This window comes from Psychrobacillus psychrotolerans (assembly GCF_900115805.1).
In the GTDB taxonomy this organism is placed as follows: Bacteria; Bacillota; Bacilli; order Bacillales_A; family Planococcaceae; genus Psychrobacillus; species Psychrobacillus psychrotolerans.
Map to the genome: position 1 here is coordinate 52,234 of NZ_FOXU01000004.1, position 14,051 is coordinate 66,284.

Here is a 14,051-nt window from a genome sequence, read left to right on the forward strand (position 1 = left end):
CCCTTTTGTTAAGAATAACCTTAAAATAAAGACAGAAAGTGGGAAGATGAAATGTCTACAGAACAATTTGATGCTTATCAGAAAGCTGGTTATGGACAAGGTAACGTCGGTTTTGGTAAAAAGGCTGCTATTCTTGTTGTGGATTTTCAAAAGGCATTTACCTATTCAGAGTCACCTCTTGGTGGGAGTCCATTAATCACAGCCGCTGTGAAAAAAACAAAAGACCTGTTATCGATTGCTAGAGAAGTCGATATCCCAATAATATTTACTGTTGTGGGTTATCGGGAAGACCAGCAAGATATGGGTTTATGGCCTTTAAAAGTCAAGACACTTTCAACTGTAAAATTAGGTTCCAAGTGGGTGGAGATTGATGAAGAATTAGAGGTTCTAGAGAAAGATATTGTTTTAACCAAAAAGATGCCTTCAGCTTTTTTTAACACGGATTTAATAAACATTCTAATTAGTCAAGGAGTTGATACAGTTATTATTACTGGGTGCACCACTAGCGGATGTATTAGAGCAACAGCTGTAGATTCTTTTTCTTATGGATTTCGTACCATTATTGCAGAGGAGTGTGTAGGAGATCAAGGGTTGGCACCACATCGGGCAAATTTATTTGATATAAACAATCGGTATGGAGATGTATTATCAAATAAAGAGATTTTTAACCATCTAACCGAAAAACTGTTAAAACAATAGTTTTAATATGCATGGCGTCATCCGGAAGGGGTGGTGCTTTTTGGATTGTATGTGTGCCATAATGGATTCTCTAGGAGGCACATTAAAAACAACCGTAATTATGAAATTTCAAGTAAAATAAACGAATATTAAGGGGAAGATTATGAAGAAAAGCTTTATGAAGACTACAACAGCTGCAGCCTTACTAACAAGTGCTATTTTGGTGGCTTCGCCGAGTGCATTTGCAAAAACAAACACGGTAGATCAGTCGGTTCATGCCTTAAAGGTAGAATTAAATGCAGCAGCTAAACAATATGTTAACCCTGCAATTGCCGGAAACTTAGCTCCAAGCAATTCATTGTATCCAACTTTAAACAGTGTAAAGAAAAACTTTGAGTCCACAAAAAAAACCATCGCAAACTCAAAGCTTTCTACTAAAGAAAAAAACAGCAAACTAAAAGAAATCGATGCACTATACAATGAGAAAATCACAAAAGGATTAGTTCCATATATTGACGCTTATAACTATGCTTCTAAATATATAGAACCTATTATGAGTGACTTAACGAAGGCGGAGCAACAAAATGATTTCGCAGCAGTAGAAAAAGGCTACCATGACCTGTCTGCCCAACTAAGAGAAAGAACAGCAATTTTATACCGTTTCTCTGGAAAGGCTGCACGGGATCTATTATTAGCACAATACAAAAAACCGGCCGATCAGGTCCGTGATGAGTTAAAACTTCCAGTAACTGTTTATATGAAATTAGCAGAACTGCAAGGACTAGTTACATCCGGTAAACTGCCAGAAGCATTAAAAGCATATGAACAACTTAAACTACTAGCTGCAAGTTTACCGAAAGATTCTACTAACCCTTTCTATACTGCTTTACAGCAAGAACTGAAAAAAATAGAAGCACTAGTAAATGGCAACCCCAATCTTAACCCTGCACCAATAACAACACAGGAAGCATTAGATGCAAAAGTTGCAACATTAGTGAAGACCGTCAATGCTAGCAAAGATTCCAAAATAACATTAGCATCTACCGTTTCGAACACACTTGAAATAACAGTGACAGAAGATATTAGTATTATCGATTTCATCGGTCAAGACTTTTACACTTATTTAATAGAGAGCTTAGGAATCGTAAAAATAAACGGGAACGCCCCGTTATCCGTAGCAGCCTTAAAAGACTTGAAAGCAACATTCCCAGCTGACGCTAAAACACTAGCTGTCCTAAAAGGAAAATCATTCACTTTTCCTATTACCGTGAATAACACACCAGATTTCACTGTGAACTTCACGCTGAAATTCTAAAACGTCCCTGTGTAGCAAACAATTCTGACACCTAACTATACTCTTACTCTCTCTGGCTTTTCGCTGAAGAGGGTATTTTTTTATGTCCCTGTGCAATGAAATATTCAGAAAACTATAGACAATCCTATCATCATTTACTAAACTATGATTGTAGATATCTACATTTCTTTTAACTCCATCTCCCACTCCTACCCCAAAAGTCAAACAAAAACTTATCCCCCAAAAACTACACCAATACAAACAAAGAGAGGTATTCAAGTGACACGAAGAAGAAACTTAAATCCAGAATCCTATTACCACGTCACCATGAGAGGTAATAATCGGCAGCCTATTTTCGGAAGCCACCGCGACATGGAGGAACTCATGCGAATCTTCCAACATGCCCACGATCGATATCCATTTCATCTTTTAGCCTACTGTTTTATGACAAACCACTATCATATACTCATAAAAACAGAGAGTACATCGCTTAGCAAAATCATGGCACTCATAAACCGAAGATACACAGCCTCCTATTCTAAAAGATATAATCATGTAGGCAGAATCTATCAACGCCGCTACTTTGCAAAAGAAGTTAAATCATATCCTGGATTACTAGCGGTTAGTAAATACATCCACCGAAACCCCATTGATACAAAGGAACCCATTGTACAGCGTATCGAATGGTATCCATATAGCTCCTATCCCTATTACTTTGAAGAAAGCAAAAAATCCCCCAGATTTCTTAAAACCCAAATTTTAAAAGAATTCCTCCCAAATCCGTACGAAAAAACTAACCAAGCTTACTGTAACTTTTGCAATATGGTCCCTGTGCACCATACAATTCTTAAAAACTCTAAAAAATTAACGGAAAACTAAAAAATAATAGTAAACCAAAACACACGGTATGCTGAATCGCATAAAAAAATACTGGATTCTTGAGTACTTGATTGATTGAAAATGTCAGAATAGTTTCCTACACAGGGACATCTAAAAACACTTTTTCCCAAAAATTACGCAATCTATAGGTAAAATTGTATTACCATGTCGAAGTTAGAGTTGAATTAGTCAAGCATAGATAGTATTATTAAGTTGTTGAAATATTGGTAATTTCTCAACAAAATACCAAATATATAAGAGGAGGAAAAGTATGAAAAAAAATCTTTTGAAACAAACGACGGTAGCAGCATTATTAGCGTCAACAGTACTATCGTTCTCACCAGTAGCAATGGGGGCATCATCGCTTGATCAGTCGGTCAACACGGTGAAATCACAACTTAGCAAAGCGACGACTCACTATGTGAATGCATCTTTAGATGGTAAGTTAGCTACAAGCAACGAGTTGTACCCAGCTTTAAACACGCTGAAGAATAACTATCAATCTGTTAGAAAATCAGTAGTATCATCTAAACTTACTTCGTCACAGAAGCAAGCAAAATTAAAAGAGTTAGATGCAGTTTACAACCAAAAAGTTTCTGGTGGATTGGTTCCGTACATTGATGCATATAACTATGCGATAAAGTATTTAGCGCCAATTATGAAGAATATTCAAGTAGCGCAAGACAGAAATGACTTCGCAACAGTGGAGAAAGAATATCACAAATTATCTTATCAATTAAAAGGTAGAACGGCTATTTTATACCGTTTCTCTGGTAAAGAAGCACGTGATCTATTATTACAAAGTTACAAAAAGCCAGCTGATGCTAAACGCGACGAGTTAATGGTTCCTGTAACGATCTACATGAGCTTACTAGAAATCAAAGACTTCATCACAGCGGGTAAAATGACAGAAGCAAAAGCTGAATACGCGGAAGTAGAAGCGTTATTAACACGTCTTCCAAGTGCAGCAAACAACAAATTTATCACTGCATTATTAGATGAAGTTGCTAAAGTAAAGACAGCTCTTGGAGAAACTCCAGATTCAGCACAACAACAAATCCTTAACGGAAAAGTTTCCGAATTTGTAAAAATACTTAATACTACGCAAGGTTCAGTAGCAACTGCTGCTGTAACTGGCACCAACTCAGTAACAGTTACAATTGTTAAAACAGATGCGACTGAAGCAGATTACGTTAGTTATTTAGGACAAGGATTCTACACTCAATTTGTAAGAGAACTAGGCGTAACGGCAGTTAATGGACATGCTCCACTTTCACTTGAAGCGGCAGCGTACGTGGAGTCTCTTAAACCAAAAGGTGTAGTTACACTTGCTGATATGAAAGGCAAAACTCTTAATATACCAGTAACGGTGAACAATGGCTCTGCATTAAATGTTAACTTCAGTGTTACATTTAAATAATCTTTAATTCTCATAGAAAACCCCTTTTCCTACATAATAGGAAAAGGGGTTTTCTGCATTCTCTGACAATTTTCGCTACTCATCTACATAACTTCATGCTAAACTAAAACTAATATTTAATTTAAAGGGGATAGACATGAAGAAATTTAAAATCTTTTTAATCGTAGCATTAGTGGTCATACTTGTGGGTGGCGGTTATCTACTATATATGTTCAAATTCAAAGAATACGATGTTGCAGATGAAGAAGTAACAGAGATTGTTTCAGAACCATACAAAGTGGAGCTACCTGATGGAAGTACTATTCTAATAGACGAGAATGGTGAAATCATAGAAGAAACAACAGAAGGTAATAAAATCACAACTTCATCAGCAAACACAAACTCTAATGGTGGAACAACAAACGGCTCTACAAACAGTTCAAACGGACAAACATCCGACCAATCAACTGGTTCGTCAGGCAACACAAACAATTCATCATCCAACAACACTTCATCTGGAAATAACAAGAACACTGGCAGTAACGCTGGAAATAACAACACGAACGCACCAACAACAGTAGCATCCATCAAAGACAAATACCGTCCATCATTCGAGGGGCTAGAAGCACAAGCCGACTCCAAGATTAATGCCTTAATCGGACGTGCCATGTCCGAATACAGCACCAATAAAGCAAATGGAGAAGGTGTCGATTTTGGATACTTCTATAACAAATACATGTCAGCTGCAAATGGCTTGGAAGCCAATACGGATACAATATTTAACGCAGTTATAGGAGCAGTAGAAAAAGATCTTGCTGCAAATGGCTACGATAAATCATATGCCCAAAGCTTCCGAGATGAATACGAGGCAACAAAAAAAGCTAGAAGAGATAGCATACTAAGCAAAGCACTTAATAGGTAACAAAAATATCCCCTCGATTAGGTTTTAAAAGCCTAAACGAGGGGATATTATATTATAATAAAGTGAATTTTCACGAACTATAAGTATTAGTCCATTGCATAAAAACGCTTATAACTATCGAAATGATCTTTCCAATAACCACTTTTTAGACTAGAAACCTGAACATGGTCTCCACCAGCATGTATGAAAGAGTCATTTCCTAAATAAATACCAACATGCGAAATTCCACTTATGTATGTATTGGAAAAGAACACTAAATCACCAACTTGAGGATTTGAGACATCATAAGAGCGTGCATCTAAACCTTGTGTATTTGTTCTTGGAAGGTTTAATCCTAAAGTATTGTTATAAACATAGTGAACGAATCCACTGCAATCAAAGCCATTTGGTGAAGCACCACCCCATACATATGGAGTATTTGTTAGGGAAGTTGCTAAACTGATTAACTGATTAATTTTTTTTGCATTTACACCAGTTGCAGATACGGGAGTAGTATTAGTAACACCAGATACCACTTTTTCTGGTATAGTCACACGATTTTCAATTTTAAGTAATTGTCCAACACGTATGAAACTAGACGTTAAACCATTCCAAGACTCTAATTGCGTCACGGTAATTCCTTTTTTGTGAGCAATGCCAGATAATGTATCTCCAGCTACGACTGTATAACTACCAGATGCGTTGGAAACCAATGGATGGGTTTCAACTTTAGTAGGTTGTGATTGCAATGGTACAGTAGCTGTGGATGAACTATTAATCTTCAATGATTGCCCAACATAAATTAGATGACTAGTAATTCCATTTAATGACTGCAATTTAGTGACAGTTGTTCCATACTCTTTAGCTATTTTGGACAATGTATCTCCGGATTTAACTTTATATGTTCCGGTAACAGTAGGAGTGCCTGGAGCAGTACTTGAAGAACTTTTAACTTGTTTGACCGGTTTTATAGCGTCTATTACTAATACCTGATTAGGGAAAATTGTATCGGTATTTAAATTATTCCATTGTTTAAGATTGGAAAGAGAAATATTGTGATTTGAAGCTATTTTCCAGAGGGAGTCCCCTGATTTAACTTTATAAGAACTTGCTTCAGCATCGGCAGCGCCAATAGCAATAGATAAAGAACTTACAGCAAGTACAGAAAATGTGAGTTTTTTCATGGTAATCTCCTTTTTAGTTGCATATAGCAACAATTCTATTGCTAATTCTATCTAACTAAAGGTTATTAAACAATGAGTTTCATATTACATTTGTATTACGAAATCTCTTGTCGAAAAGTAACATTCTAAACGAATCACATAATAGACAAAAAAAACCTTCGATTAGGTTTCAAAAACCTAATCGAAGGGATAATATGTTGTAGTCATTTTGCAGTAAAGTAATTAATGAGCGAGGAGGCCCACAATTTAGCGCCTTCCTCATTCGGACTATTATCTTCTGTTAGGAAGGTAGTCAAGTTTTCATCCGAAGTGCTTGGCCAAGAGCTCCAATGGTTAATAAATGGATATGCTTTTCCTTTTGCATACTTTTCTAAAGCTTCTATTTGAACTAAGTAAAAGGCCGCTTCATAAATGGGATAAGATGGTTGCAGCACAAGTACAGCATCTGAGACTTCTGCTAACATTTTCTCTTCTAAAACTTGTATATGCTTATGCTCATCTTCTATCTTCACTTTTCCATTATTATTTAAAGTAAAAGGTTCATAAAGAACTAAATCATATGCTTTCGTCCAGTCGATTTCATCCATCTTCTCTTCGATGAAATTCTTAGAAGTTCCGTCAAAAGAAGCAACACTTGTTTCCAAAAAACTACCGTATGTATTGGCTAATTCATCGGTGAGGAGCTTAGCATATCCTGGAGATCCATCATCCATCGCAGTAGATCCTACGATGAGCATTTGAACTTGTTCTCCAGCATCGAATCGATTAAGAACTATCTCCTGAACAGGCTCATCTGCATTTACTATAGCTTGTTCAATCGTTTCTCGACTTATAGTTGGAGCTACTTTGGGAGATTCTAATTCAGTCTTTTCCTTATCTTCTTCTATTAGAGTACGTTGTTCTGTTTGACTATTATTTGTTTCACCTTTTACCATTTCAATTTTTGATTTCCAGATGGAATAACTGGTAATAAGTACAACTATACATCCAAGAAAAACGATTGGTACAATAACACGACCGTATCTCATAAATAATCCTCCCTAAACCCATTAGATAATCTTGCAAATATAATAGTCATATTATACCTCTATATGATAGTATAATATAGAATTATACTTGAAATGACAATATGTGATATACTATGACAAAATAGTAGAGAACGAGCAAAAGGAGTTATTAACTGAATGGAAGAGACAATTAGCCTCCAAGATTTATTTAAAACGTTAAAAAAAAGAATCACGTTAATCATTTTACTAACGATTATCGCAGTAACTGTAAGTGGACTTATAAGCTTTCTATTATTAACACCCATTTACCAATCTTCTACACAAATTCTAGTTAACCAAGAAAAAGCAGATGTAACTGCATTTAACTCACAAGACATACAAACAAATCTACAATTGATCAATACATATAATGTCATTATTAAAAGTCCCGCAATCCTATCTAAAGTAATTGAACAACTAGACCTAGATACGACTCCAACCGCTTTGAATAGTCAAATAACTGTGAATAATGAACAAGATTCACAAGTAGTAAGTATTTCCGTACAAGACCCTAATCCAAGTGTCGCTGTAGATATAGCGAACACCACGGCAAATGTTTTTCAAACGGAAATTGTTAAACTGATGAAAGTGGATAATGTGAGTATTTTAACACCTGCGATTTTAGCAGAAAATCCTGCACCAGTGAAACCAGATCCGATATTGAATATGGCAATTGCTGCTGTTATCGGGTTAATGCTAGGAGTAGGAGTAGCCTTCCTTCTAGAATACCTAGATACAACGGTAAAAAATGAGCAAGATGTGGAAGAACTTCTAAACTTGCCTATACTTGGCTTAATCAGTCCTATTTCCGATAAAGATATAATGGATTCTAAAGTTCAAGTGACACAGCGCAGAAAGAGGTAATAATATGGCAAAGAAGAAAAACAGAAAACGTATTATTCAAACAGTCGCTCGTAAACTTGTAACGAGCGCGAATTCGAAATCGATTGTGACCGAGCAATTTCGAACACTCCGCACGAACATTAACTTTTCCATGCCTGATAAAGAGATAAAAACGTTCCTATTTACATCTTCTTCACCAGGGGAAGGAAAGTCTACTATCGCTGCAAATGCGGCTGTAGTATTTGCACAGGAAGGCAAACGCGTTCTATTAGTAGATGCGGATATGAGGAAGCCAACTGTGCACTATACGTATCATGTGACAAATACAATTGGATTATCTAATCTATTAACACGTCAAGCAACATTAGAAGAAGTAGTGAAAGATACTGAAATAGAAAATCTTCAAATCATTACATGTGGTCCCATCCCTCCAAACCCTGCTGAATTAGTTGGGTCGCAAACCATGGACCGGATGATTGACGAGATGAAAGAAAAGTATGATGTTATCATCTTTGATGCACCGCCCGTCTTATCGGTTGCAGATGCTCAAATACTTTCCAACAAAGCAGATGGAACCATTTTAGTCATGAGTGCAGGAGAAACAGAAAAGACAGAAATTTTAAAAGCAAAAGAAGCGCTTGTTTCATCGAATGCCAACATCATAGGGGTGGTCCTAAACAACTTCGAGCTTAGTAAGGACCATTATTACTATCAATATTATGGGAACGTAGAATAAATAGGTACTTATGCCTATTTATTCTTTTTTTTAAACTAGGACTAGGAAGGATTACTAAATATTATGATTGATATACATGCGCATATTTTACCAGGTGTAGACGACGGACCGAAAACAATGGCAGAATCTATAGCACTTATCCAGCAAGCAGAGAAAGAAGGGATAACCGATATTATAGCGACATCCCACGCGTACAACCCGCAATATCATGTACCAAAGGAAACAATAATAGAGCAACTAGCACTTTTACGACAGGAAATAAAAGACCATAATATCAACGTGAAGTTACATCAAGGTCAAGAAATAAGGATACAAGACTCGACAATAGATATGTTGCGCACTGGTGAAGCATTATCCCTTGCCGACTCCAAATACGTTTTAATAGAGCTACCGTCATCGAATATACCTGCTTATACGGTGCAAATCATTCAAGGCATTTTAAGTTTAGATAAAGTACCAATCATTGCTCATCCAGAAAGAAATAGAGCAATTGCAGAAAAACCGGAAAGACTGTTGAAACTCATTAATCATGGAGCTATTTCTCAAATAACAGCCGGTAGCATAGCAGGTCACTTTGGGAAGTCTATTCAAAAACTTTCATTAATGTTAATAGATTCAAATTTAGTGCACACATATGGATCAGATGTACACAATGCGAAAACAAGACCGTTTCTGTTTGATGCGGGTCTAACCTACTTAGAAAGGCATAAGCGCTTAGATGCAGTCGACATATTCCTTGAAAATAATGCAAGAATCGTTGAAAATAATGAAGTGTTAATTTTAGAGCCGAAAGTACTAGAAAAACCCAAATGGTGGAATTTATTTTCGTGAGGGTATTGTTAGTTGTTAGGTTTTAATATATTCGTGGTATGCGCTAGAATACCATAAATAGAAAATAAATACATGTTTTATCTAATTAGTTCAAAAGTCACGTTTGATTGGTATTTTTAACTTAAATGGAAAAAAATTTTTAACCGAACAATTTCCTAGATGCTATAATAAGTTGGAAACTTTCATACATAAATGTATAAAGAACGGGAGGTTGAATACATGTCACTGAAAAGAAGAATGTCTATGTTAATTTTTGTCGATTCTTGTATTGTACTATTTTCTATATTCATAGGTTACTACTTACTCTACCCCTTAGATAATCCATTTACAGAAATATTCCTTTTCGCAAGTTCTCTTGCCATTTTTGTCGCACATCATGTATTTGCTATGTATTACGGGCTTTATAGAAAAGTATGGGAATATGCATCTATTCGAGAGCTTATGTCCATATATAAAGCAGTTACGCTATCCATTCTAACGGTAGCAGTTGTGCAATACCTTGTTGGTGGGCATGTACTACTCCGCGCATTGTCGATTACGTGGATGCTACATATATTATTAATAGGCGGATCGAGATTATCATGGAGAGTTTTTCGGGATACGTTTATTTCTCAAGATGAACCAACAAAAAATCGTAAACGGACACTTATTATAGGAGCAGGCTCTGCGGGTACGATGATCGCAAGGCAGTTACTAAGAAATGCAGATACACCACTAGCACCAGTAGCATTTCTAGATGATGGGTCTAACAAAAAAGGCTTAGAAATCTTTAATATACGTGTTCTTGGAGGAACAGATATTATAGAAGAAGCAGTGCTAGACTTAGATATAGAACATATTATTATAGCTATTCCATCTATGGACAAGTCTACTCGGGCAGTTCTAATGCAAAAGTGTTTAGATACGGGTATACGTACACAGACAATGCCGCTCATAGAAGATTTACTAACTGGTAAAGTATCGGTCAATGAGATAAGAGATGTAAGAATAGAAGATTTACTTGGACGAGACGAAGTAGAACTAGATATAAATGCGATCTCTTCTAAACTGACAGGTAAAAAGATATTAGTAACGGGAGCTGGCGGTTCTATCGGTTCAGAAATTTGTCGACAAGTGATCAAATTCAATCCGGCACAAATTATCTTGCTAGGTCACGGGGAGAACTCTATATATACAATAGACATGGAATTGCGTCAGAAGGTTGCACCAAACACGAAAATAATTCCACTGATTGCAGATGTGCAGGATCGTAATCGCATCTTTGATATTGTGGCAGAGTATAAACCAGATGTGATATACCATGCGGCAGCACATAAGCATGTCCCGTTAATGGAGTACAATCCAAGGGAAGCGGTCAAAAACAATATATTCGGGACGAAAAACGTAGCAGAAGCAGCAGATACGTTTGGCGTAGGTCATTTTGTCATGATTTCTACAGATAAAGCGGTGAACCCTCCGAATATAATGGGTGCTACGAAACGTTTTGCGGAAATGATTGTTCAAAATCTCGCAAAAGGTAGTAAGACGAAATTTGCCGCTGTACGTTTTGGAAATGTATTAGGTTCCAGAGGAAGTGTAGTACCACTATTTAAAAAGCAAATTGCAGCAGGTGGACCGATAACGGTGACCGATCCAGAAATGACACGTTATTTCATGACGATCCCCGAAGCATCTAGACTAGTTATACAAGCAGGAACACTCGCAAGTGGCGGAGAAATTTTCGTGCTCGACATGGGTGAACCAGTGAAAATTGTTGACTTAGCTAAGAATCTTATAAAACTTTCAGGTTATAGGGAAGATGAGATAGGGATTAACTATTCAGGTATTCGACCTGGAGAGAAACTATTTGAAGAACTGCTAGATGAAAATGAAATTCAGAGCAAATATGTATTTCCGAAGATTCATATAGGAGCAGCAACTCCCATTAGTCAGTTGGAGTTGGAATATGTAATTGAGAAGCTACCAGAGGTTTCAATTAAGGAAATGAAGGAACTATTAATAGGACTTGCTAATCGGAAGAATATGGAGTCATTGGTTTCGATGAAAGAGGCAAGTGCAACACAACAGGGGGCTATATGATGCAAAAAGTAAGAAAAGCCATTATTCCAGCAGCTGGACTTGGAACGCGTTTCCTACCTGCAACGAAAGCGATGCCGAAAGAAATGCTTCCTATTGTCGACAAACCAACCATTCAATATATTGTGGAAGAAGCAATTGAATCCGGGATTGAAGATATTATTATCGTAACAGGCAGAGGGAAAAGATCGATTGAAGATCATTTCGATAACTCGTTTGAACTGGAGCAATTACTCGAGGACAAAGGCAAGATGGATGTCCTAGCAGATGTTCGCAAATCCGCAAACATTGAAATTCACTATATTCGTCAAAAAGAACCCAAAGGCCTCGGACATGCTGTATGGTGTGCACGCAAGTTTATAGGGGACGAACCGTTTGCCGTATTACTAGGAGACGATATAGTCCAAGCGGAAACACCAGGTTTAAAACAACTGATGAATGTATTTGATAAAAAACAAACGTCCGTTATAGGAGTGCAACAAGTAGAAGATCATCAAACGCACCGTTACGGTATTATAGATCCTTTAGCTCAAGTTGGTCGTACTTATGAAGTTCGTAACTTTGTTGAAAAACCAGCTGCTGGGACTGCACCATCGAATTTGGCAATTATGGGTCGGTACATATTAACTCCTGAGATTTTCAGTTTCTTGGATAGACAGGAACAAGGAGCAGGTGGAGAGATTCAGTTGACGGATGCTATTCAGTATTTGAATGAGTTGCAGACCGTGTATGCTTATGATTTTGAGGGTAAGCGGTATGATGTTGGGGAAAAGTTAGGGTTTATACAGACTACTGTTGAGATGGCATTGCAACGCGGGGAACTAAGAACGGATTTACTTATATATCTTGAAAAACTTCTTGAACAAGAGAGAGTTAAATAAATTTTAAAAAGCAATAAATTTCATTCTACATAAACTTAAACTAACAAGACTTGAACAAAGCGAGGAGTATGAAAAATGGCTAATACTAAAGTGAAAAATATACCTTTCTCTCCTCCTGACATTACTGATGCAGAGATTGAAGAGGTTGTAAAAGCGATGAAGTCTGGTTGGATTACCACTGGACCAAGAACAAAAGAGTTTGAAAAAAGAATAGCTGAATATGTAGGAGTAAATAAGGCTGTTTGTTTAAACTCAGCAACGGCTGCTATGGAACTTACTCTTCGTATTTTAGGAATAGGACCAGGAGATGAGGTCATTACCTCAGCTTATACGTATACTGCTTCTGCATCCGTTATCGATCATATTGGAGCAAAGATTGTGCTAGTAGATACTGCACCAGATTCTTTTGAAATGGATTATTCCAAACTTGCGGATGCAATTACAGATAAGACAAAAGCTATCATTCCTGTTGATATAGGAGGAAAGATGTGTGATTACGATACTATTTACGAAATAGTTGAGAGTAAAAAGGAATTGTTTACAGCTAATAATGAACTTCAATCTTTATTTAAAAGAGTTATTGTAATGACGGATGCTGCTCATGCTTTTGGAGCGGAAAGAAATGGATTGAAATGTGGACAAGTTGCAGATTTTACTTGCTTTTCTTTCCATGCGGTAAAGAATCTTACAACTGCTGAGGGTGGTGCCGTTGTTTGGAGTAATGGCATTGGATTAGATGATGAATGGCTTTATAAACAATATATGCTATATAGTCTTCATGGACAGTCTAAAGATGCACTGGCAAAAACACAAATAGGCGCATGGGAATATGACATTGTCTATCCCGCTTACAAGTGTAATATGACGGATATTATGGCTGGATTTGGATTAGTCCAATTAAACAGATATGAAGGTCTCATAAAAAGACGTAAAGAGATTATTGAGATGTACGATAATGCACTATTGCCACTAGGTATTCAGAGTTTGCAACATTATAGCGAGGACTTTGCTTCTTCAGGTCATCTTTATTTAGCGAGGATACCTGGAATTACGGAACAAGAGAGAAATGAAATAATTATAAAGATGGCAGAGGCTGGGATTGCTTGTAATGTTCACTATAAGCCATTGCCTATGTTTACTGCTTATAAGAATTTAGGGTTTAAAATTAATAATTATCCAAACGCCTTAGCCATGTATCAAAATGAAGTTACGCTACCACTCCATACTTTGTTAACAGTTGAAGATATTGAGTATGTTATTGAAGAATTTAAGAGCGTAATTAAAGAAGTTAAGCAAGGGTGAA

At 36.8% G+C, this 14,051-nt stretch carries 13 protein-coding genes; 11 read left to right on the forward strand and 2 right to left on the reverse strand.

What is annotated here, in order from left to right:
* Nucleotides 1-51: 51 nt before the first annotated feature.
* From BM260_RS09545 to BM260_RS09565, 5 genes are all read left to right on the forward strand, one after another.
* Entirely contained in the window at nt 52-699 is a 648-nt protein-coding gene (locus BM260_RS09545) for an isochorismatase family protein (protein WP_093537125.1), read from the forward strand.
* Between the two features lie 142 nt (nt 700-841).
* Nucleotides 842-1,993: a hypothetical protein gene (locus BM260_RS09550; RefSeq protein ID WP_093537126.1), complete on the forward strand. Its 1,152-nt coding sequence runs from the start codon at nt 842-844 to the stop codon at nt 1,991-1,993.
* 144 nt (nt 1,994-2,137) lie between these two features.
* Nucleotides 2,138-2,851, forward strand: a complete 714-nt coding sequence (locus tag BM260_RS09555; RefSeq protein WP_281249749.1) for an REP-associated tyrosine transposase — start codon at nt 2,138-2,140, stop codon at nt 2,849-2,851.
* A gap of 271 nt (nt 2,852-3,122) precedes the next feature.
* On the forward strand, nt 3,123-4,271 hold the full coding sequence (locus BM260_RS09560) for a hypothetical protein (protein ID WP_093537128.1): 1,149 nt from the start codon (nt 3,123-3,125) through the stop codon (nt 4,269-4,271).
* Between the two features lie 136 nt (nt 4,272-4,407).
* Nucleotides 4,408-5,172 carry a flagellar basal body-associated FliL family protein gene (locus tag BM260_RS09565; RefSeq protein ID WP_093537129.1) on the forward strand — a complete coding sequence of 255 codons (765 nt, stop codon included), beginning with the start codon at nt 4,408-4,410 and terminating at the stop codon, nt 5,170-5,172.
* 86 nt (nt 5,173-5,258) lie between these two features.
* Here BM260_RS09565 and BM260_RS09570 read toward each other — a convergent pair whose 3' ends face one another.
* Together BM260_RS09570 and BM260_RS09575 are read right to left on the reverse strand one after the other, a co-directional pair.
* Nucleotides 5,259-6,335: a C40 family peptidase gene (locus BM260_RS09570; RefSeq protein ID WP_093537130.1), complete on the reverse strand. Its 1,077-nt coding sequence runs from the start codon at nt 6,333-6,335 to the stop codon at nt 5,259-5,261.
* A 203-nt stretch (nt 6,336-6,538) separates the two neighbouring features.
* Nucleotides 6,539-7,363 carry a hypothetical protein gene (locus BM260_RS09575; RefSeq protein WP_093537131.1) on the reverse strand — a complete coding sequence of 275 codons (825 nt, stop codon included), beginning with the start codon at nt 7,361-7,363 and terminating at the stop codon, nt 6,539-6,541.
* 156 nt (nt 7,364-7,519) lie between these two features.
* On the opposite strand from BM260_RS09575, the gene BM260_RS09580 reads away from it, so the two are divergent.
* The 6 genes from BM260_RS09580 (at nt 7,520) to BM260_RS09605 (ending at nt 14,050) form a co-directional block, all read left to right on the forward strand.
* On the forward strand, nt 7,520-8,245 hold the full coding sequence (locus BM260_RS09580; protein WP_093537132.1) for a YveK family protein: 726 nt from the start codon (nt 7,520-7,522) through the stop codon (nt 8,243-8,245).
* A 4-nt stretch (nt 8,246-8,249) separates the two neighbouring features.
* Entirely contained in the window at nt 8,250-8,960 is a 711-nt protein-coding gene (locus BM260_RS09585) for a CpsD/CapB family tyrosine-protein kinase (RefSeq protein ID WP_093537133.1), read from the forward strand.
* A gap of 63 nt (nt 8,961-9,023) precedes the next feature.
* Nucleotides 9,024-9,791 carry a tyrosine-protein phosphatase gene (locus BM260_RS09590; RefSeq protein ID WP_093537134.1) on the forward strand — a complete coding sequence of 256 codons (768 nt, stop codon included), beginning with the start codon at nt 9,024-9,026 and terminating at the stop codon, nt 9,789-9,791.
* Between the two features lie 219 nt (nt 9,792-10,010).
* The gene (locus BM260_RS09595; RefSeq protein WP_093537135.1) at nt 10,011-11,870 is read left to right on the forward strand and encodes a polysaccharide biosynthesis protein; all 1,860 of its coding nucleotides are present in this window, start codon (nt 10,011-10,013) and stop codon (nt 11,868-11,870) included.
* The gene (gene galU, locus BM260_RS09600) at nt 11,870-12,748 is read left to right on the forward strand and encodes a UTP--glucose-1-phosphate uridylyltransferase GalU (protein WP_093537136.1); all 879 of its coding nucleotides are present in this window, start codon (nt 11,870-11,872) and stop codon (nt 12,746-12,748) included. Before BM260_RS09595 ends, galU begins: the two co-directional genes overlap by 1 nt.
* Nucleotides 12,749-12,823: 75 nt before the next feature.
* A complete protein-coding gene (locus BM260_RS09605; RefSeq protein ID WP_093537137.1) occupies nt 12,824-14,050 on the forward strand; it encodes a DegT/DnrJ/EryC1/StrS family aminotransferase in 1,227 nt (408 codons plus the stop codon).
* Nucleotide 14,051: the final 1 nt, after the last annotated feature.

Excerpts from the sequence above, each read along its gene's own strand:
- BM260_RS09545 (WP_093537125.1), top strand. The coding sequence starts at position 52 with ATGTCTACAGAACAATTTGATGCTTATCAGAAAGCTGGTTATGGACAA.
- BM260_RS09550 (WP_093537126.1), top strand. The coding sequence starts at position 842 with ATGAAGAAAAGCTTTATGAAGACTACAACAGCTGCAGCCTTACTAACA.
- BM260_RS09555 (WP_281249749.1), top strand. The coding sequence starts at position 2,138 with ATGATTGTAGATATCTACATTTCTTTTAACTCCATCTCCCACTCCTAC.
- BM260_RS09560 (WP_093537128.1), top strand. The coding sequence starts at position 3,123 with ATGAAAAAAAATCTTTTGAAACAAACGACGGTAGCAGCATTATTAGCG.
- BM260_RS09565 (WP_093537129.1), top strand. The coding sequence starts at position 4,408 with ATGAAGAAATTTAAAATCTTTTTAATCGTAGCATTAGTGGTCATACTT.
- BM260_RS09570 (WP_093537130.1), bottom strand. The coding sequence starts at position 6,335 with ATGAAAAAACTCACATTTTCTGTACTTGCTGTAAGTTCTTTATCTATT.
- BM260_RS09575 (WP_093537131.1), bottom strand. The coding sequence starts at position 7,363 with ATGAGATACGGTCGTGTTATTGTACCAATCGTTTTTCTTGGATGTATA.
- BM260_RS09580 (WP_093537132.1), top strand. The coding sequence starts at position 7,520 with ATGGAAGAGACAATTAGCCTCCAAGATTTATTTAAAACGTTAAAAAAA.
- BM260_RS09585 (WP_093537133.1), top strand. The coding sequence starts at position 8,250 with ATGGCAAAGAAGAAAAACAGAAAACGTATTATTCAAACAGTCGCTCGT.
- BM260_RS09590 (WP_093537134.1), top strand. The coding sequence starts at position 9,024 with ATGATTGATATACATGCGCATATTTTACCAGGTGTAGACGACGGACCG.
- BM260_RS09595 (WP_093537135.1), top strand. The coding sequence starts at position 10,011 with ATGTCACTGAAAAGAAGAATGTCTATGTTAATTTTTGTCGATTCTTGT.
- galU (WP_093537136.1), top strand. The coding sequence starts at position 11,870 with ATGCAAAAAGTAAGAAAAGCCATTATTCCAGCAGCTGGACTTGGAACG.
- BM260_RS09605 (WP_093537137.1), top strand. The coding sequence starts at position 12,824 with ATGGCTAATACTAAAGTGAAAAATATACCTTTCTCTCCTCCTGACATT.